This is a genomic window from Lentzea sp. NPDC005914, from assembly GCF_040629405.1.
GTDB lineage: Bacteria > Actinomycetota > Actinomycetes > Mycobacteriales > Pseudonocardiaceae > Lentzea.
This window is the reverse complement of sequence record NZ_JBEXVQ010000006.1, coordinates 41,131-59,574: the sequence shown is the minus strand read 5'-3', so window position 1 is coordinate 59,574 and position 18,444 is coordinate 41,131. Positions and strand designations below refer to the sequence as shown.

Below are 18,444 nucleotides of genomic sequence, written 5' to 3'. Positions count from 1 at the left end.
ATGACGAGTGGACGAGCGTTGTGGTTCGTCGCGTTTCATCGGCGCGACGGACGGCTTTGGCTGCGGGATCGGTGGCGGCGGTTCGCGCTGGAACCGGGCATGACCGCGGAACTGACGGACGTCGCCGGTCCCCGGCGGCGGCTGACGATCCTGTCGGACGGTGAGGCGGTGTGGTCGTGCGTCTACTGGCCGAGCCTCTGGAACATCCTGATCAAGCCCGAGCACGACTTCACCGCCGCGGATCTCGAGGACTTCGACCTCGGTCTGCTGGTGTCGAACCTGTTGCGCGAGCTCGGCCGCGACGACTCCGGCAGCGCGTGACCGGACCTGCGACTGCGGCGGCTTCGGCCGCCGTCGTAGGCTGATCACCGTGCAACGCTGGCGCGGACTAGACCACCTTCCCGGCGGCTGGGGCCGCTGCGTCGTGACCATCGGCGTGTTCGACGGTGTCCACAAAGGCCACCAGGCGCTCATCGGGCGGGCGGTGGCCCTCGCGGAGCAGCGCGGGCTGCCGGGCGTGCTGATGACCTTCGACCCCCATCCCTCCGAAGTGGTGCGGCCCGGGAGCCATCCCGCGCAGCTCACGACGCTGCGGCGCAGGGCGGAACTGGTCGAGGAGCTCGGGATCGACCACTTCGTCGTGGTGCCGTTCAGCCTCGAGACGAGCCGGATGCCCGCGGACGAGTTCGTGCACGAGGTGCTGGTCGAGAAGCTGCACGCGGCGGCTGTCGTAGTGGGTGAGAACTTCACCTTCGGGCACAAGGCGGCGGGTAACGTCGCACTGCTGCGCCAGCTCGGGCAGCGGTTCGGATTCGTGACCGAGGGGGCTGATCTGGTGTCCGCTGACGAGGTGACCTACTCGTCGACCTACGTCCGGGCGTGCATCGACGCCGGCGACGTGAAGGCCGCGGCCGAGGCTTTGGGGCGGCCGCACCGGCTCGAGGGGATCGTCGTCAAGGGCGACGGGCGCGGCAAGGACCTGGGGTTCCCGACGGCCAACCTGTCGACGCCGAAGTTCGCGGCTGTTCCGGCCGACGGCATCTACGCGTGCTGGTTCACCGACTCCAAGGGCAAGAAGCTCAAGGCTGCGGTCAGCGTGGGGACGAACCCGACGTTCTCGGGGCGGGAGCGGCGGGTCGAGGCGTTCGTGCTGGACGTCGACGAGGACTACTACGGGCAGCGGGTCGCGGTGGACTTCGTCGACCGGCTGCGCGAGATGGTCAAGTTCGACTCCGTCGAGGAGCTTCTCGAGCAGATGCACCGAGATGTAGACCGAACGAGGGAACTCCTGACCGAGTCGTGACCGTCAGATTGGGCGAAGCGGGCATGAGGGCGTCCGCAGGCTGGCAGGATGCGGGTCGGAGTGCGTGCAACGGGAGAGGCAAAGGTGGAGGACCACAAGATCGTTCAGCGCAATCTCGCGCTTCAGCGGGAGTGGTACGGGGAGCCTTTGGGTGACCGAGTGCGCCGGTTGGTCGTGGCCTTCAACGTGTCCCAGGCTCAGCTCGCCGACGTGCTGGGGATCAGCGCGCCGATGCTCAGCCAGGTGATGAGCGGCCGCCGCGCCAAGATCGGCAACCCGTCCGTGCTCGCGCGGATGATCATGCTGGAGCGCAAGGTGCTCACGCCGGACGTGGCGACCGGCGCTCCGGAGGCGTTGCAGCGCGCGCTCGACGACGTGCGCGAGTCCAAGCCGACGGTGTCCCGCGACTCGCTGCCGGTCAACGGAGACGAGAGCGTCGCGTACCCGGTGCTTCGCCGGGTCGCCGACCGCACCGAGCTCCAGCAGGCCGCCGATCTGCTCTCCGACGACTTCCCGGCCATCGCCGACCTGTTCCGCCGAGTGATCCGGGCCGCCGGTAGGTGAAGTGACTCGCTCTTCGGAGAGGTGTGTCCGCGGACAGCGCGGACCACGTCGCTCGCAGTGTCTTCTGGGGAGCGACCCCCAGACCCCCGAGATCGCGCGAGCGCGATGAAGTTCTTCACCGCCCTGTACCCGCCTCAGCGCGTGGTCGACGAGCTCGACGCGGTGCTCGACCGAAGCCTCGACCTGGAGTGGACGAAGCCGGAGAAGTGGCACATCACGTTGTGCTTCCACGGCGAAACCGCTGATGAGGAACGCTTCAAAGCGCTCGAGGGCCACGAGGTGCCCGAAATCCGGCTCAGGAACTTCAGCGACTTCCGCGGGAAGGTCCTGTGGGCGGGAATTCACGGAGATTTAAATGAGTTGGCACGGGCGGCGGGCGCGAACGACAATTGGTTCGCGCACCTGACGGTGGCGTACGGGTACAAGGGACAACCGATGCCGGAGTTCCTGAGCAGCCCGTGGCAGCCGTCCGAAGCAGTGCTCGTGAGCAGCGCCGATGGCGTCCACACACCCGTCGCACGGGTGGGGTTGCGCACGTCAGCGCGCCACTGAGCACCGTGCCTGATAGCCTTCGCAGTTGGGTCTGGCTGCGGTCCGTGGCGGCCAGTACCGGCTACCCCGGCCAGCAATACGGCGGGCGTGGGGCCGCACGGACCTGAACAAGTAGGAGAAGTACCTAGTGGCACTGTCCACGGATCAGAAGAAGTCCATCCTCGGCGAGTACGGGCTGCACGACAGCGACACCGGCTCCACCGAGGCGCAGGTCGCCCTGCTGAGCAAGCGCATCGCTGACCTCACGGAGCACCTCAAGCAGCACAAGCACGACCACCACTCCCGCCGTGGTCTTCTGCTGATGGTCGGCCGTCGCCGCCGTCTGCTGAACTACCTGACCAAGGTGGACATCAACCGCTACCGCGCGCTGATCCAGCGCCTCGGTCTGCGCAGGTGATACCTGCCGAGGGGGAGTGACCGGCCGGTCACTCCCCCTCGGCGCACAGCCGGGTGTATACACATCCCTGGCTGCAAAGAGGAAAAGAACAGGGCCCGCATCGCGCGAAGCAGTTTTCGCCGGTCCTCGGTAGTGGCCCCCTGGCAATGACAACCAGGGGACTTCGATCGAAGACCGGCCTCGTCAGAAACGCGTGCTGCGGTGTCCAAAAGACGAGGAGTAACAAGTAAATGACGGACATCGAGGTCCACGAGGCGACTGCCGTTATCGACAACGGCAAGTTCGGCTCGCGCACGATCCGCTTCGAGACCGGGCGCCTCGCGCGTCAGGCCGCCGGTAGCGTGGTCGCGTACCTGGACGATGAGACGATGCTGCTGAGCGCCACGACGGCGTCGAAGCACCCCAAGGACCACTTCGACTTCTTCCCCCTCACGGTGGACGTCGAGGAGCGCATGTACGCGGCGGGCCGCATCCCCGGCTCCTTCTTCCGGCGTGAGGGCCGTCCGAGCACGGACGCCATCCTCACCTGCCGCCTGATCGACCGGCCGCTGCGCCCGTCCTTCGTGGACGGTCTGCGCAACGAGATCCAGGTCGTCATCACGGTGATGAGCCTGAACCCGGCCGACCTGTACGACGTCGTGGCGATCAACGCCGCGTCCGCGTCCACGCAGCTCGCCGGCCTGCCCTTCTCCGGCCCGATCGGCGGCGTCCGCGTCGCTCTGATCGAGGGCCAGTGGGTGGCGTTCCCGACCTACGAGCAGCTCGAGAAGGCCGTGTTCGACATGGTCGTCGCGGGCCGCGTGGTCGACTCCGGCGACGTCGCGATCATGATGGTCGAGGCCGAGGCCACCGACAACGTGATCGACATGATCGCCGAGGGTGCCACCGCCCCGACCGAGGAGGTCGTGGCCGCGGGTCTCGAAGCCTCCAAGCCGTTCATCAAGGTCCTCTGCGAGGCCCAGGCGCAGCTCGCCCAGGTCGCCGCGAAGGCCACCGGCGAGTACCCGACGTTCCCGGCCTACCAGGCCGACGCGTTCGAGGCCGTCGAGCAGTCCGCTTCGGCCGAGCTGGCCCAGGCGCTGACCATCGCGGGCAAGGCCGAGCGCGAGTCCAAGCTCGACGAGGTCAAGGCCGCCACGCTCGAGAAGCTCGCGGAGCAGTTCGAGGGTCGCGAGAAGGAGATCGGCGCGGCGTTCCGCTCGCTGACCAAGAAGCTCGTGCGCCAGCGGATCCTGCGCGACAAGGTCCGCATCGACGGTCGTGGCCTCACCGACATCCGCGACCTGGGTGCCGAGGTCGCGGTCATCCCGAGGACGCACGGCTCGGCGCTGTTCGAGCGCGGCGAGACCCAGATCCTGGGTGTCACCACGCTGAACATGCTGCGCATGGAGCAGCAGATCGACTCGCTGGCTCCCGAGACGCACAAGCGCTACCTGCACCACTACAACTTCCCGCCCTACTCGACCGGTGAGACCGGCCGCGTGGGTTCGCCGAAGCGCCGCGAGATCGGCCACGGCGCGCTGGCCGAGCGGGCGATCATGCCCGTGCTGCCCAAGCGCGACGAGTTCCCGTACGCGATCCGCCAGGTGTCCGAGGCGCTGAGCTCCAACGGCTCGACGTCCATGGGCTCGGTCTGCGCCTCGACGATGTCGCTGCTCAACGCCGGCGTCCCGCTGAAGGCCCCGGTCTCCGGCATCGCCATGGGCCTCGTGTCCGACGAGGTCGACGGCGAGACCCGCTACGTGGCGCTGACCGACATCCTCGGTGCCGAGGACGCGTTCGGCGACATGGACTTCAAGGTGGCGGGCACCAAGGAGTTCGTGACGGCGCTGCAGCTCGACACGAAGCTCGACGGCATCCCGTCCGAGGTGCTGGCGGCGGCGCTGGGCCAGGCCCGCGACGCGCGCTACACCATCCTGGAGGTCATGGCCGAGGCCATCTCCGACCCGGACGAGATGAGCGCCTTCGCGCCGCGCGTGACGTCGGTCAAGATCCCGACCGACAAGATCGGCGAGGTCATCGGCCCGAAGGGCAAGATGATCAACTCGATCACCGAGCAGACCGGTGCCGACATCTCCATCGAGGACGACGGCACGATCTACGTCGGTGCGGCTGACGGCCCGTCGGCCGAGGCCGCGATCGGCATGATCAACGCGATCGCGAACCCGCAGCTGCCGAAGGTCGGCGAGCGCTTCCTGGGCACCGTGGTGAAGACCGCGGCGTTCGGCGCGTTCGTCTCGCTGCTGCCCGGCAAGGACGGCCTCGTCCACATCTCGAAGCTGGGCAACGGCAAGCGCATCGCGAAGGTGGAGGACGTCGTCAAGGTCGGCGACAAGCTCCGCGTCGAGATCGCCGACATCGACCAGCGCGGCAAGATCAGCCTGGTGGTCGTGAACGAGGACGCCGCCGAGGCGCCCGCGTCCGACGAGGCGCCCGCTGTCGAGGAAGCTGCTGCTGAGGCGGCTCCCGCGCAGTGAGTGCGACAGACAACAACGTGACGGCCGCGGGTGCATCCACCCGCGGCCGTCCGCGTACTCCCGTGTTGGGGCACCTCCAGAAGCCGGGCAGCACGCGAGTGCTCGAGATGTCCGCGGGAATCGAGGTGCGGCGCAGCATGCTGCCCTCGGGCCTGCGGGTCATCACCGAACGCATCCCGAGCGTGCGGTCCGCGTCGGTCGGTCTGTGGGTGCAGGTCGGGTCCCGTGACGAACGGCCCGAGGTGGCGGGTGCCGCGCACTACCTGGAACACCTGCTGTTCAAGGGAACGTCGCGCCGGTCAGCCGCGGCCATCGCCGAGGAGATCGACGCGGTCGGTGGCGAGCTGAACGCGTTCACCGCCAAGGAACACACCTGCTACTACGCGCACGTGCTGGACGAGGACCTGCCGCTCGCGGTGGATCTGGTGTCCGACGTGGTGTTCGAGGCGATCTGCGGTCCGCGTGACTTCGAGACCGAACGCGGTGTCGTGCTCGAGGAGATCGCGATGCGCGACGACGACCCCGAGGACCTGCTGCACGACGCGTTCATCGAGGCGATCTTCGGCGGGCACGCGCTGGGGCGTCCGGTGCTGGGCACCGAGAAGTCCATTCAGGACATGGAGAGGGACAACCTCTACTCGTTCTACAAGAAGCGCTACACGTTGCCGCGCATGGTGTTCTCCGTCGCGGGCAACATCGAGCACGCCTACGTGATGCGGCTGGTGCGCAAGGCGATCGGTGACCGGCTGTCGCGGGAGGGCAGCGCGGTGGTGCCTCGTGCGGGTCGCGCGCGCATCGCCGACGCCCGCAAGCTGGTGCTGCACACCGACGACACCGAGCAGGCGCACATGATGCTCGGCATGCGCGGCCTGGACCGCCACGACGAGCGCCGGTTCGCGTTGAACGTGCTGAACGCGGCCATCGGCGGCGGCATGAGCTCCCGGCTGTTCCAGGAGGTTCGTGAGCGGCGCGGCCTGGCGTACCAGGTGTACTCGTCCGTCGGCCTGTACGCGGACACCGGCACGTTCGCCGTCTACGCGGGCTGCCAGCCGGACCGTCTGGGGGAGACCGCGGGTGTGATCCGCGAGGTGCTCGTGGACGTCGCGCGCGGCGGGCTTTCGGACGCGGAAGTGGCGCGGGGCAAGGGACAGCTGCGCGGCGCTCTGGTTCTGGGTCTCGAGGACACCAGCTCCCGGATGTCGCGCATCGGCAAGTCCGAACTGAACTACGGCGACCACCTGAGCGTTGAAGACACGTTGGCGCGCATCGACGCCGTTTCCGCCGAGGAAGTGGCGATGCTCGCACGTGAGCTGCTGCGCAGGCCCGTCGCCGCGGCCGTGGTCGGCCCCTACGATCATGCCGACGATCTGCCGGACCAGGTACACGAGGTGATTGCATGATTCGCGTCGGAGTTCTCGGCGCGCGGGGCCGCATGGGTTCCGAGGTGGTCCGCGCGGTCGAGGCCGCGAAGGACATGGAGGTCGTGGCCGCGATCGACGCCGACGACCCGTTGTCGGCCCTGGTCGACGCCGGTGCTCAGGTCGTCGTCGACTTCACGCACCCCGACGTGGTGATGGACAACCTTTCGTTCTGCATCGCGAACGGAATCCATTGCGTGGTAGGCACTTCCGGGTTCGACAACGCCAAGCTCGCCGCGGTGGAACAGCTGCTGGCCTCGCAGCCGTCCGTCGGTGTGCTCGTGGCGCCGAACTTCGGCATCGGTGCCGTGCTGCTGATGCGCTTCTCGGAGATCGCCGCCCGCTACTACGAGTCGGCCGAGATCATCGAGCTGCACCACCCGCGCAAGGCCGACGCGCCTTCGGGCACCGCCGCCCACACCGCACGGCTGATCGCGGCGGCGCGGGAGGGCATGGACCCGATGCCCGACGCGACCACGCAGGAGGAGCCGGGCGCGCGCGGTGCCGTCGTCGACGGCGTGCGCGTCCACTCGCTGCGGATCTCCGGCATGATCGCGCACCAGGAGGTCGTGTTCGGTGGCGAGAGCGAGACGCTGACGATTCGTCAGGACTCGTTGCACCGCACCTCTTTCATGCCCGGTGTCGTGCTGGGAGTGCGGGAGATCGTCGGTCGTCCCGGACTCGCTGTAGGCCTCGACAAGTACCTCGACCTGTGAAGGTCAGGATCACCGTCGGGGTGCTGATCGCGGCCCTCGCCGTTTACTTCGTCCTGCTCACCGGTCGTGCGGTCGCTTTGCTGCAGACCGGTGAGCTGGTCGGGATCCTGCTCGGCGTCGGCGTGCTGATCCTGCCGCTGCTGGGCGTGTGGCTCGTGTACTCCAACCTGCGTTTCGGTTGGGAGACCGAGAAGATGGCCCGCGAGCTCGACGCCGACGGGCTGCTCCCGGACGCCTCGCACCTGCCGCGCCGGCCGTCCGGCCGGGTCGACCGGGACGCGGCCGACGAGTGGTTCGAAGAGCGCCGGGCCGAGGTCGAGGCGTCGCCAGAGGACTGGCGCGTCTGGTTCCGCCTCGCCTACGCCTACGACATCGCGGGCGACCGCGGTCGTGCCCGCGAGACGATGCGCAAGGCCATCGAGCTGCACTCCTAGATCAGGATTTGGGCTTCACCTCCGTCGGCGAACAACTCGCTGCCGGTCACGAAGCTCGACTGGCTCGTCGCCAGGAACAGCGCCGCCGCGGCGATCTCCTCGGGCTGTCCCATGCGGTCGAACGCCACCCGGCTCGCCTCCTGCTTCAGCACCGCCTCGACCTCCTCGGGGGTGTCCGCCAGCCCCTTGATGCCGGGGGTCTCGGTGGGGCCGGGCACCAGCGTGTTGACGCGGATGCCGCGCGGCGCCAGTTCCAGCGCCCACACCCTGCTGTACTGGCGGATGGCCGCCTTGGTCGCGGAGTAGGTGCCGAACGCTTTTGTCGCCCGGGACGCAGACGTCGAGCCGAGCGTGATGATCGACGCCTCGGAGTTGAGCAGCGGCAAGGACTTCTGCACGGTGAACGCCGTGCCGCGCACGTTGATCCGGAAGTCCGACTCGAACGCCTCCGGGGTCAGCGTCTCGATGCTCTCCATGGCCGCGGTGCCGCCGGCGTTCGCGACAACCACGTCGAGTCCCTTGCCGTGCTGGGCGATGCGGGCGAAGAGCCGGTCGAGGTCGTCCAGGTCGGACACGTCACTGCGCACCCCGACGGCTTTCGGTCCGAGCCGGGCCACCGCGGCGTCCAGTTCCGGCTGACGCCTGCCGGTGATGAAGACGTCGGCTCCTTCCGCGACGAACCGCGTGGCGATCGCGAGACCGATTCCCGACGTGCCACCGGTGACCAGCGCGGTCTTCGAATCGAGTGCACCCATCTGACTGTCCTCCAGGTTCTGTACCTATCGGTCCAAAACCTACTCAGTTATGGACCGATCGGTCAACAACCGGTATCGTCGGGATGTGGCACGACCGCGGAAGTTCGAGGAGCAAGACGTCCTGCGGGACGTTCGCGACCAGTTCTGGGCCGCGGGCTACGCGGCCACGTCGCTCGACGACCTCACGCGGGCGTCCGGGCTCGGCAAGGGCAGCCTCTACGGGGCTTTCGGGGACAAGCACAAGCTGTTCATGCGGACGCTCGACGACTACGTGACCGACTCGTGCGCCGGGCTGCGGCAGAACCTCGAGGGGTCCGAGCGCGCCGTGGACGGGCTGCGGGATTTCGTCCTGGCTGGAGCGTCGTCACTGCGCCAGGGCTGCTACCTGGCCAACAGCACCACCGAGCTCGCCGCCACCGATCCGGAGGTAGCGGCGCGGGCGCGGCAGGCGTACGAGGACATCGTGGAGCTGGTCGCGGCCGCGGTGAAACGGGCCCAGCGGGAGGGCGATCTGCCTGTAGGGGTTGAGTCGACGGCGTTCGCGCGGATGTTGCAGACCGCGCAGCAGGGGTTGGTCTACATTGGACGCAGTGGCCTGCCTGCGGAGCAGCTGGCCAGGGTCGCGCAGGACCTGGCCGACAAGTTGCTTCGCCCCTAGGGTCGCCCGGTCGGGTGAACGATGTCCTGAAACGTTGTTACCGGTCCCTCGCATATGAGGAAGCGCGCGGGGGAGCGAACCAGGACATCGGAGGATGCACGCGGGGAAGCGGATCAGACATGAGCGACCGGGCCGGGGCGTGGGTCAGGCACTGGGACGCGGATCAGGCACGAGGAAGCGCGCGGGGACGCGGCTCAGACACCAGCAGGAAGCGCGCGGACGCCGATCAGGCACCAGCAGGAAGCGCGCGAGGGAGCGAACCAGGCATGGGAGGAAGCGCACGGCCACGCGGCTCAGGCACCAGGAAGCGCGCCGGGACGCGGATCGGGCACCCAAGCGCGGGGAAGCGGATCAGGCACGAGGAGGATGCGCGCGAGGGGAGCGGATCAGGCCAAGCAGGAAGTGCCTGGAGAGGAGCGGACCAGGCCAAGCAGGAAGTGCCTGGAGAGGAGCGGTCCAGGCTTAGCATGAAGCGCGGGCGGGCAGCGGATCAGACAGCGGCGATCAGCTCGGCCGCCAGATCACCCTTCTGCACCACCAGCACGTCCTCCAGGCCCAGCCACTCCGCCATGTGCCGAAGCTCCCCGGCCAGCTCCGCAGCGACCCGGCCGCGGTCGACGCCCTCCTCCGCCCACGCGGACTGCACGCGCAGCACCCCGGCCGCCCGGTCGGCCTTGATGTCCACGCGGCCGACCAGTTCGCCGTCGAGCAGGAACGGGAACACGTAGTACCCGTGCACCCGCCGCGGCTCCGGCACGTAGATCTCGATGCGGTACCGGAAGCCGAAGATGCGCTCGGTCCGCGCCCGCTCCCAGATCAGCGGGTCGAACGGGCAGAGCAACGCCCGCCCGGTCACCCGGCGCGGGGCCTTGGCCTCGACGTGCCGGTAGGCGGCGCCGCGCCAGCCCTCGACTAACACCGGTTCCAGCACGCCGTCCTCCACCAGCGATGCCACGGCGGCCTGCGAGCGCCGCGGGTCGAGGCGGTAGTAGTCGCGCAGGTCCGGCTCGGTCGCCACGCCCAGCGCCACGGCGGACCGGGTGATCAGCTCGCGGGCACCGGACTCCGGCGTCCACTTCTGGGCGAGCACGTCGGCGGGGATTACGCGCTCGCTCAGGTCGTAGAGGCGTTCGAACGAACGGCGCGTGCCCGTCGTCAGCACGCCGACTCCGAACAGGACCTCGCACACGCGCTTGACCTCTGACCAGTCCCACCACGGGCCCTTGGCACGGCCGGAGTCGCCGACCAGGGCCTTCTCCAGGGCGCCGGCGCCGATCGGGCCCAGTTCCTTGATCGCGGCCAGGACCTCGTCCACCAGCTGCGGGGAGCGTTCGAGGATGGTCTGGTAGTTCTGCCACCAGCCGCGCTTCTTCGCGCCTGAGTGGAACAGCGGCCAGTCCGCTACCGGCACCAGCGAGGCCTCGTGGGCCCACGTCTCTACGAGCATGCGGGGCTTGCGCGACGAGTGCGTCCACGCGGCGTCGTCCAGCAGAGTGGGCTCGTAGGCGCCCAGGCGGGAGAACAGCGGCATGTAGTGGGCGCGCACGGCCACGTTCACCGAGTCGATCTGCAGCAGTTGCACGCGCGACAGCACCCGTTGCAGGTGCCTGCGGGTGGCCATCGAGGGTCGCAGGTCGGTGAAGCCCTGCGCCGCCAGGGCGATTCGACGGGCCACGTCCGCACTCATCGTCTGCACGGGACCGATGTTGCCACGCACCCCTGACAATTCTCGGACACCCCGTGGATAAGCTGCGGTTATGGCCGACGCCGGCGTGGACATCGCCACCGCTGCTGACCTCGCGGAGATCATCCGCATCCACCGGGAGACGTGGCGGCTCGCCTACTCCCAACTGCTCCCGCAGGAAGTGCTGGACACGCTCGACACGGACGAGGCGTGGGCGCTCGCCGTCCAACAGGGAGCGGTGCTCAAGGCAATGGAAGGCGACTGGACGGTCGGGTTCGTCGTGGCGAGCAAGGCTCCGGACGACGAAGTGGCCAAGGCGGACGGTTCTCTGCCGGACGACGCGGATACGACGGCCCTGCTCAGCGTCCTCGTCGAGCCGCGGTGGGGGCGGCGCGGGCACGGCACGCGGCTGGTGGCGGAAGCGACCAGGCGCCTGAAAGAAGCCGGAGCGACCAGGGGCATCGCGTGGGTGCCGGAAGCCGACAAGGCGTCGCGCAACTTCTACGAACGGCTCGGCTGGTCGGGGGACGGCACGGTGCGCACATTGGACGCGGGCGGGCGTCCATTGCGCGAAATCCGGGTTTCCGGACCACTCGCGGTCCGACTCGACGACTGAGACCTGTGTAGCCTCGGCCGGGTGTTCGGCTTGGTTGGCCTCACCTTCGGGGTCGCGCTCGGCTCGGCCCTCATCCCCTTCATCAGTGTCGAAGCCTGGGTGGTGGGCGTTGGCGTGCGCTGGCCAGGTGTCTCGTGCTTCCTCGTCGGCCTGGTGGTCGCCGTCGCCCAGGTGCTCGGCAAGCTGCTGTACTTCTACGCGGCACGAGGCGACCTGAAGCTGCCCAAGTTCATGCACCGCACCAAACGAGAGCGCACCAAGCCGTCGAAGTTCGCCCGCTGGTTCGGGCCCGGCACGCGCATGCACCGCTGGGGCGACTGGATCCACGTGAAGTGCAAGGCGCACCCGAACTGGATGGCCGGCACGCACGCGGTGAGCGCGCTGGTCGGTGTCCCGCCGTTCATGGCGACGAGCGTGCTCGCCGGGCTCGCTGGCATGTCCACGCTGATGTTCATCGTGACCGGGATGGTGGGCCGCTTCGCGAGGTTCAGCTTCCTCGCGGCCTCACCGGCGATGGTCATGGCCTGGTTCGGGTGAGAGCCGAATGATCCGGCTCTCACCCGCCGTTTCACACCCGATCATTCAAGGACGAGAACCCCGTCGGGCAGACCGGGGAGCTCGAACGAGTGCCACATCGGCCGCCAGTTCGGCAACTCCAGCATCCGCTTGAGGTCCGCGAACCCGCTGAGCCAGCCCATCCACGGCCCGTAAGGCGGGGTGGCCGGGTCGAACCCGCTCTGCACGAACGTCAGGTGCGTCCTGCCCTCCGAGCCCTTGAGCTCCCAGGACGCCACCATCCCTTCCTGGAAGTCCAGCGCGAAGTGCCCCTCGTCGAGCGCGATGATCTTCGCCGGGTGCGGGTTGTCGTCGAGGCTCCCCATCGACCACCGGCCGCCGACGTGCGGTTCGATCTCCATCCGCGCCCCGAACCACCGCGCGAACACGTCGGGGTCGGTCAGCGCGTCGAGGATGGCCGCCGGAGCTGCCGCGATGTCGAACTCGAACCGCTGCTCGGGCGAGGTGAAGTCGCAGAACCCCAGCACCGGGCGGCCCTCGACGTGTTCGACCAGGTTGCCCAGCACCAGCGGCCAGAACGTCTGGAGGATCTCCGACTTGTCGTCGCCTTGGCCCCAGGTCGGGTACGGCGACTGCGTCACCGCGACGAGCGTCTCGCCATCGCGCTGTTCCACGCCGAGCTCGACCGTGTACTCGGTGTCGTAGAGGAACCACGAGAAGCGCACCGACTTGTCGTCGAAGCCCAGCAGCTTCTGCCGGCCGCGTTCGCCGTCCGGTGTGTAGCGCCCCCAGAACTCGTACTGGCCGCCCTCCAGGTCGACGTGCGCGTGCTCGGCCAGCCACACCCGCAGGTCGTCGGCGGTGGTGAGCGCCTCGTGGACCCTGGTGGCGGATGCGGAGGTGCGGACGCGGACGGTTCCGGTGCTCATCGGTTGTCTCCCTTGGGGTAGCAGGCGAGCGCGAGGCGGAACGCGTCCCCTTCGGCGCCGCCGTATCGGGTGAAGAGGTCCTGCAGGGTGTTCTGGAGTTCGGCCAGGAACTGCTGGCGGTCCTCGGGTCGCACCCGGATCTCGCCGGACACGCCGACCGACGGCAGTTCGCTCGTGCGGTCCAGTGCCGCCACGTCGACCTGGATCTGTTCGGCGAGGTCGACCAGGTGTCCCAGCGCCAGCTCGTCACGCGACCCGATCCGGCCCACCAGCCGCGGCGACAGCCAGTACGACCGCGCCACGGCCTGGTAGAGGCCTTCCTGGACGCCGCGCACCTTCCGTTCGGCCACCTGGGTCGCGAGACCGGCCTTGACCAGCTGTTTCACGTGGTAGTGCACGCGTTGCGGCGTTTGGTCGAGCACCTCGGCGACCTCGGTGCACGAGCGCGGCGCGGCGAGTTGCCGCAGCACCTCCACGCGCTGCGGCTTGAGCAGGGTCTCGGCCTGCTCCATCCGGTCCAGATAGATCACGTCTCTCATCGCAAAAACAACTTTGAACGTTCAAAACTATTTTGTCAATCGAGCAGACAACTATGGACTGACAGATATTGAAATCTGTCAGTCCATCGGGCAAGCTGGAGGCACCGAAGAGACGAAGGGGTTCGAAATGCAGAAGCGTCAGCTCGGAGCCACCGGCCCGGTCGTGTCCGCCATCGGTCTGGGCTGCATGGGCATGTCCAACGCCTACGGCCCGGCCGACCGCGACGAGAGCATCGCGACCATCCACGCCGCCATGGACGCGGGCATCACGTTGCTCGACACCGGTGACTTCTACGGCATGGGGCACAACGAACTGCTCATCAACGAGGCCATCAAGGGCCGCCGCGACGAGGTGCAGCTCAGCGTCAAGTTCGGTGGCATGCGCGACCACACCGGCGCGTTCCTCGGGTTCGACGCGCGACCGGTCGCGGTGGCCAACTTCCTGGCGTACTCGCTGGAGCGGCTCGGCACCGACCACGTCGACGTCTACCGGCCCGCGCGGCTCGACCCGAGCGTGCCGATCGAGGACACCATCGGCGCCATCGCCGAGCAGATCGAGAAGGGCACGGTCCGCCACATCGGCCTGTCCGAGGTCGGCGCGGAGACCATCCGCAGGGCGCACGCGGTCCACCCGATCGTCGACCTGCAGATCGAGTACGGCCTGCTGGAACGCGGCGTCGAGCGGGAGATCCTGGCGACCACGCGCGAGCTCGGCATCAGCATCACCGCGTACGGCGTGCTGTCGCGCGGACTGATCTCCGCCACGCCGCCGGCCATCAGCGCCACCGACTGGCGCGGGCACACGCCGCGGTTCCAGGGCGAGAACCTCGCCCAGAACCTCGCCCTGGTCGAGAAGCTCAACGAGATCGCGACGAACAAGGGCGTCACCGTCGCGCAGCTCGCCATCGCGTGGGTCGCGGCACGCGGGGAGGACGTGGTGCCTCTCGTCGGCACGACCAAGCGTGCGAGGCTGAACGAGGCGATCGGGGCCGTCGACGTGACGTTCACCGACCGGGAGCTGCAGGAGATCGAGGCCGTTGCTCCCGCCGGGGCCGCCGCGGGCACGCGGTACGCCGCGGAGCAGATGGCCATGCTGGACAGCGAGAGGTGAGTGCGGTGGCGGAGGCGTTGACCGGCGAGGCGATCCTCGCGGCGACCGAAGAGGTGCTGCGACGGTACGGCCCTGCCAAGGCGACGGTGGTCGACGTCGCCAAGGCGCTCGGGGTCAGCCACGGCAGCGTCTACCGCCACTTCCCGACGAAGGCCGCGTTGCGCGAGGCCGTGACGCGGCGCTGGCTCGACGCCATCCACGTCGAGATGGAGTCGGTGCTCGACGAGAACGCGAGCGCGTCCGACAACCTGAGGGCCTGGCTGCAGCGCCTGTTCGACAAGAAGAGGCGCTCGCACGTCGACGAACCCGAGCTGTTCGCGACGTTCCGGGTGCTGGTGAGCGAGAGCTGCGTCATCCCCGACTACCACATCGGGCACCTGGTGGGTCAGGTCGCGCGCATCATTTCGGCGGGAGTGGAAACCCAGGAGTTCGTGACCGACGACGTGGAGAGAACGGCGAAGGCGGTGTGGGACGCGACCGACATGTTCCACCACCCGGCGCACGCCCAGGAGTGGGGGGATCCTCACATTCAGGCAGCTTTCGACGCCGTCGTCTCACTGGTCATCGCTGGACTGCGGTACAACCGAACTCCGAGTGCCGCAGGCGATGCTTGAGGGTCACGGAGGTGAGCTGTGCCGCCTGACGAGTGGATCGATCTGCTGGGAGCGCCCGAAAGGCGTCCGGACCCGGTCGACTGGGACGCGGTCAGAGCACGGGCGGGCACAGCGCTTCCCAGCGACTTCGTGCACCTCGCGGAGGCTTATCCGCCGCTGGTGGTGGGCGGTTACGTCCGGATCCTGCACCCGACGGCCCGTGCCGGGTTCATGAACTGGATGGCGCAGGCGCCCAAGCTCCTGCGGGCCCTTCGCCGCCAACCTGGACTGCGCGTGCACCCGGAAGTCCCCGGCCTGCTGCCCTGGGGCACGACGCTGAACGGCGACCACTGCCTCTGGTACACCCGCGGCGAACCGGACGAGTGGACCGTGGTGATCACGGACCTGCGGCAGAGCTGGTCGTACGACGGCAACTTCTCGAGCTTCATCAGGAAGTTCCTGACCGGCGAGATCACCTGCCCGATCTTCCCGGACGACGTCCCCGGCGGCTCCAAACCGTTCCAGGAGCCCTGACCGGGGACGTCGTTTCCCTCCCGACCCCCCGGTCAGCTCGTTGCGGCGGTCACCAGTGCGTTGCCGCTGCCCGTGCGGCCCGTGACCGTCAGCGCCGCGTCTCCCAGCGGAGCGGACGAGACGTCGAAGTCGCTGCGGGCGTTGCCGGACGTGGACACCAGGTCGATGCGCGCGAGGGTGCCCTGGCGGATGCCGACGCGGATGTTGCCCGAGCCGGTGGCCAGGTGGACCTCGCCGGCGGCCGCGTCGGCCACGGTCAGGTCGCCGCTGCCGGTGCGCACCATGACGTCGCTCTGCACGGCGCCCAGCCACACGTCGCCGGTGCCGGTGATCAACGTGGAGCTGCCGCCCACCGACGACACCTCGACGTCACCGCTGCCGGTCTTGGCCTTGAGGCCCGCCAGCATCGTGCCCAGCCGGACCGTGCCCGCGCCTGAGTTGATCTTGGCCTCGCCGGTGGCCCTGTCCGCCGACACGCTGCCCGTGCCGGTGTTCAGGTCGAGCCTGCCCGCGCCGCCGGTCACGAAGACGTCAGCCGCGCCGGTCCGTGACGTCACGTGTGACCCCACCGGTGCCGTCACGACCACGGAGAGCGGCACCGCGCGCAACGGCAGCGCCTTTGACGACTCGATGCGCAAACGGTTGCCCAGCAGCTCGACGCGGGCCTCGCGGACGGCGTCCTCGGGACCGCCGGGCCCGGCGCCCTTGTCCGGTCCGAACTGGCCGCTCACCCAGCTCAGCACGCTGGAGAGGCCTTCGGTCCACGAGTTGCCCGCGGTCGGGTCGTGCCGCACCTCCACGTGCACGCCCGGCTCGTCGGACAGGTGGACCTGCACGCGGCCGCTGAGCAGCGAGATGTCGATCTCGGCGATGCCCGCGAACTCGAAACTCTGCTGCCGCACGACGCCTGTCGGTTCGGTTTGCTCAGTCATCCCGGTCACCCCTGCACCCATCCGCGGACGCGCGACCCAGAGCCGGCGTTCCCGCTCCACCCCTTGTGCTGATGCTTGTGCTTGCCGTGGACCGACCCCTGCACGGCCTGCTGGATGAACGAGTTCAGCGACACGCCCTGAGCGGCTGCGGCAGCCTCGGCCTTCGACTTGAGTTCGTTGATCATGCGCAGGGTGATGCGGCTGATGTCACCGGTGGCGTCACCGAGCGGCACCTCCTGGTGCGGGCCGGGCTCCGGCTCCGGCTGGGCCGCCCCGGTGACGACCACCTGGACGTCCCGGCCGGCCAGCCGAACCTCCACGACCTGGCCTTCCAGGGAGGCGGTGACCTCCGCGGCCAGGTCGGAGAGCGCGTTCATGATTGCCAGTCGCGCGGCTGGCTCGAGCGCTGCGGACAACGCGGCGGCCGTTCGACGGGTGTTCTCGTCCCCCGCAGATGCGGCCGTCGCCAGGTCCTCGCGCAGTGACGCGATGTACGGCGACAGATCCATGACACCACTATGGCGTCACATCTGGTGTCGCGCAACCGTCAGTTAATGTCCCGGGTCATGCCGAGAGTGCGTTTGGTGGCCAAGACCGAGTTCATCGCACCGGACGACGTGCCGTGGTCGACCGACGCGGACGGTGGCGCGGCGCTCGTCGAGTTCGCCGGCCGGGCCTGCTACCAGTCGTGGGACCGCTCGAACCCCATGACGAACACCAACGCGACGTTCCTGCACCACCTGCTCGACGTCGGCCACCTCGCCGCGTTCGAGCACGGCAGCGCGACGCTGTACCTGACCGAGCTGCCCCGGTCGCTCACCCACGAGCTGATCCGGCACCGGCACTTCTCGTACTCGCAGCTGTCCCAGCGCACCGACCCGACCGACGTCGTCGAGCCGTCGTTGATCGCTCAGGACCCCGAGTTGCACGCGCGGTTCGTCGCGGCGACCGAGGCGAGCCTCAAGGCGTACGAGGAGCTGGTGCAGAGCCTCGAGAAGACCGTCAACGGGCGGCGTGCGCGGGAGGTCGCACGGTCGGTGCTCCCCAACGCGACCGGCACCGAGATCGTCGTGACGGGCAACTACCGGTCGTGGCGGCACTTCATCGCGATGCGCGCGACCGAGCACATCAACGTCGAACTGCGTCAGCTGGCGGTCGCGTGCCTGCGCGAGCTGACGAAGGCGGCGCCCAACGCGTTCGCGGACTTCGTCGTCTCGACACTCCCGGACGGCACAGAAGTTGCCTCCAGCCCACTGGTGGTTGAAGGCTGACGCCCATGAAGCGGCTCATCGTGGACGTCCGCCCTGGCGAGTACACCGTCACGCGCCTGGCAGCAGACGCTCCGGTCCCCTCAGGGCTGCTCGACCTCACCGGCGTGCTGGTGTCGGTGACCAGGACCCCGGCCGAGATGTCGATCATCGCGCCCTCGTCGTTCGACCTGGCGGCGGACAACGCCGAGAAGGGCTGGCGGCTGCTCACCGTGCGCGGGCCGCTGGAGTTCACCCTGACCGGCATCATGGCCGCGCTGGCCGGGGAGCTGGCCGCGGCCGGGGTGTCGTTGTTCGCGCTGTCCACTTACGACACGGACCACCTGCTCGTGAAGCACACGGACCTCGGTCGCGCGGTGCTGGCGTTGCGTGCCGCAGGTCACGAACTGGTTGTAGCGCCGGAAGTCTAGGAACCGATCCCCCGGTTGGACGGTCTGAAGTACCGTCA

The 18,444-nt window shown here is 68.7% G+C and carries 23 protein-coding genes; 17 read left to right on the top strand and 6 right to left on the bottom strand.

Translation table 11 applies throughout. The annotated features are described in order from the left end of the window. The 9 genes from ABZ345_RS10140 to ABZ345_RS10100 all read left to right on the top strand — a co-directional run bounded on the left by ABZ345_RS10140 (window position 1) and on the right by ABZ345_RS10100 (window position 7,861). Window positions 1-321, top strand: a complete 321-nt coding sequence (locus ABZ345_RS10140; protein ID WP_359845027.1) for a hypothetical protein — start codon at window positions 1-3, stop codon at window positions 319-321. A gap of 49 nt (window positions 322-370) precedes the next feature. After that, the gene (locus tag ABZ345_RS10135; RefSeq protein ID WP_359845024.1) at window positions 371-1,303 is read left to right on the top strand and encodes a bifunctional riboflavin kinase/FAD synthetase; all 933 of its coding nucleotides are present in this window, start codon (window positions 371-373) and stop codon (window positions 1,301-1,303) included. Between the two features lie 84 nt (window positions 1,304-1,387). After that, window positions 1,388-1,867: a helix-turn-helix transcriptional regulator gene (locus ABZ345_RS10130; protein ID WP_359845021.1), complete on the top strand. Its 480-nt coding sequence runs from the start codon at window positions 1,388-1,390 to the stop codon at window positions 1,865-1,867. Window positions 1,868-1,972: 105 nt separating this feature from the next. Continuing rightward, the gene (locus ABZ345_RS10125; RefSeq protein ID WP_359845018.1) at window positions 1,973-2,419 is read left to right on the top strand and encodes a 2'-5' RNA ligase family protein; all 447 of its coding nucleotides are present in this window, start codon (window positions 1,973-1,975) and stop codon (window positions 2,417-2,419) included. Between the two features lie 127 nt (window positions 2,420-2,546). Beyond that, a complete protein-coding gene (rpsO, locus tag ABZ345_RS10120) occupies window positions 2,547-2,816 on the top strand; it encodes a 30S ribosomal protein S15 (RefSeq protein ID WP_045318466.1) in 270 nt (89 codons plus the stop codon). A gap of 230 nt (window positions 2,817-3,046) precedes the next feature. Beyond that, complete coding sequence (locus tag ABZ345_RS10115; RefSeq protein WP_359845014.1) at window positions 3,047-5,293, top strand: polyribonucleotide nucleotidyltransferase; 2,247 nt, start codon at window positions 3,047-3,049, stop codon at window positions 5,291-5,293. Window positions 5,294-5,400: 107 nt separating this feature from the next. Next, entirely contained in the window at window positions 5,401-6,693 is a 1,293-nt protein-coding gene (locus ABZ345_RS10110; protein ID WP_359845740.1) for a pitrilysin family protein, read from the top strand. Continuing rightward, window positions 6,690-7,427 carry a 4-hydroxy-tetrahydrodipicolinate reductase gene (gene dapB / locus ABZ345_RS10105; protein WP_359845011.1) on the top strand — a complete coding sequence of 246 codons (738 nt, stop codon included), beginning with the start codon at window positions 6,690-6,692 and terminating at the stop codon, window positions 7,425-7,427. Before ABZ345_RS10110 ends, dapB begins: the two co-directional genes overlap by 4 nt. Continuing rightward, the gene (locus ABZ345_RS10100; protein ID WP_359845008.1) at window positions 7,424-7,861 is read left to right on the top strand and encodes a tetratricopeptide repeat protein; all 438 of its coding nucleotides are present in this window, start codon (window positions 7,424-7,426) and stop codon (window positions 7,859-7,861) included. Before dapB ends, ABZ345_RS10100 begins: the two co-directional genes overlap by 4 nt. Here the strand turns inward: ABZ345_RS10100 and ABZ345_RS10095 are convergent. Next, on the bottom strand, window positions 7,858-8,616 hold the full coding sequence (locus tag ABZ345_RS10095; RefSeq protein WP_359845005.1) for an SDR family oxidoreductase: 759 nt from the start codon (window positions 8,614-8,616) through the stop codon (window positions 7,858-7,860). The genes ABZ345_RS10100 and ABZ345_RS10095 overlap by 4 nt on opposite strands. Before the next feature lie 85 nt (window positions 8,617-8,701). Here ABZ345_RS10095 and ABZ345_RS10090 point away from each other — a divergent pair, with 85 nt between their 5' ends. Further along, entirely contained in the window at window positions 8,702-9,274 is a 573-nt protein-coding gene (locus tag ABZ345_RS10090; RefSeq protein ID WP_359845002.1) for a TetR/AcrR family transcriptional regulator, read from the top strand. Between the two features lie 490 nt (window positions 9,275-9,764). On the opposite strand, the gene ABZ345_RS10085 is transcribed toward ABZ345_RS10090, so the two are convergent. Then, window positions 9,765-10,961: a crosslink repair DNA glycosylase YcaQ family protein gene (locus ABZ345_RS10085; protein ID WP_359845738.1), complete on the bottom strand. Its 1,197-nt coding sequence runs from the start codon at window positions 10,959-10,961 to the stop codon at window positions 9,765-9,767. Between the two features lie 70 nt (window positions 10,962-11,031). Here ABZ345_RS10085 and ABZ345_RS10080 point away from each other — a divergent pair, with 70 nt between their 5' ends. After that, window positions 11,032-11,574: a GNAT family N-acetyltransferase gene (locus ABZ345_RS10080; protein ID WP_359844999.1), complete on the top strand. Its 543-nt coding sequence runs from the start codon at window positions 11,032-11,034 to the stop codon at window positions 11,572-11,574. Window positions 11,575-11,595: 21 nt separating this feature from the next. Further along, window positions 11,596-12,111 (top strand): hypothetical protein, encoded by a 516-nt coding sequence (locus ABZ345_RS10075; protein ID WP_359844996.1) that lies wholly within the window; start codon window positions 11,596-11,598, stop codon window positions 12,109-12,111. A gap of 41 nt (window positions 12,112-12,152) precedes the next feature. Here the strand turns inward: ABZ345_RS10075 and ABZ345_RS10070 are convergent, their stop codons facing one another. Both ABZ345_RS10070 and ABZ345_RS10065 read right to left on the bottom strand, forming a co-directional pair. Further along, window positions 12,153-13,019, bottom strand: coding sequence for an SRPBCC family protein (locus tag ABZ345_RS10070; protein ID WP_359844993.1), 867 nt, complete (start codon window positions 13,017-13,019; stop codon window positions 12,153-12,155). Next, window positions 13,016-13,558 (bottom strand): helix-turn-helix domain-containing protein, encoded by a 543-nt coding sequence (locus ABZ345_RS10065; protein ID WP_359844990.1) that lies wholly within the window; start codon window positions 13,556-13,558, stop codon window positions 13,016-13,018. Before ABZ345_RS10065 ends, ABZ345_RS10070 begins: the two co-directional genes overlap by 4 nt. A 127-nt stretch (window positions 13,559-13,685) precedes the next feature. Here ABZ345_RS10065 and ABZ345_RS10060 point away from each other — a divergent pair, with 127 nt between their 5' ends. From ABZ345_RS10060 to ABZ345_RS10050, 3 genes are read left to right on the top strand one after another with little or no spacing between them, the layout of a single operon-like run. Further along, window positions 13,686-14,669, top strand: a complete 984-nt coding sequence (locus ABZ345_RS10060; protein WP_359844987.1) for an aldo/keto reductase — start codon at window positions 13,686-13,688, stop codon at window positions 14,667-14,669. 5 nt (window positions 14,670-14,674) lie between these two features. Continuing rightward, window positions 14,675-15,283 carry a TetR family transcriptional regulator gene (locus ABZ345_RS10055; protein WP_359844984.1) on the top strand — a complete coding sequence of 203 codons (609 nt, stop codon included), beginning with the start codon at window positions 14,675-14,677 and terminating at the stop codon, window positions 15,281-15,283. Between the two features lie 18 nt (window positions 15,284-15,301). Continuing rightward, window positions 15,302-15,796 carry a hypothetical protein gene (locus ABZ345_RS10050; RefSeq protein ID WP_359844981.1) on the top strand — a complete coding sequence of 165 codons (495 nt, stop codon included), beginning with the start codon at window positions 15,302-15,304 and terminating at the stop codon, window positions 15,794-15,796. A gap of 32 nt (window positions 15,797-15,828) precedes the next feature. On the opposite strand, the gene ABZ345_RS10045 is transcribed toward ABZ345_RS10050, so the two are convergent. Continuing rightward, on the bottom strand, window positions 15,829-16,728 hold the full coding sequence (locus tag ABZ345_RS10045) for a DUF4097 family beta strand repeat-containing protein (protein WP_359844978.1): 900 nt from the start codon (window positions 16,726-16,728) through the stop codon (window positions 15,829-15,831). 5 nt (window positions 16,729-16,733) lie between these two features. Continuing rightward, window positions 16,734-17,237 carry a toxin-antitoxin system HicB family antitoxin gene (locus tag ABZ345_RS10040; RefSeq protein ID WP_359844975.1) on the bottom strand — a complete coding sequence of 168 codons (504 nt, stop codon included), beginning with the start codon at window positions 17,235-17,237 and terminating at the stop codon, window positions 16,734-16,736. Between the two features lie 57 nt (window positions 17,238-17,294). On the opposite strand from ABZ345_RS10040, the gene thyX reads away from it, so the two are divergent. Both thyX and ABZ345_RS10030 read left to right on the top strand, forming a co-directional pair. Further along, the gene (gene thyX / locus ABZ345_RS10035; RefSeq protein WP_359844973.1) at window positions 17,295-17,999 is read left to right on the top strand and encodes an FAD-dependent thymidylate synthase; all 705 of its coding nucleotides are present in this window, start codon (window positions 17,295-17,297) and stop codon (window positions 17,997-17,999) included. A 5-nt stretch (window positions 18,000-18,004) separates the two neighbouring features. Further along, window positions 18,005-18,406: an ACT domain-containing protein gene (locus tag ABZ345_RS10030; RefSeq protein ID WP_359844970.1), complete on the top strand. Its 402-nt coding sequence runs from the start codon at window positions 18,005-18,007 to the stop codon at window positions 18,404-18,406. Window positions 18,407-18,444: the final 38 nt, after the last annotated feature.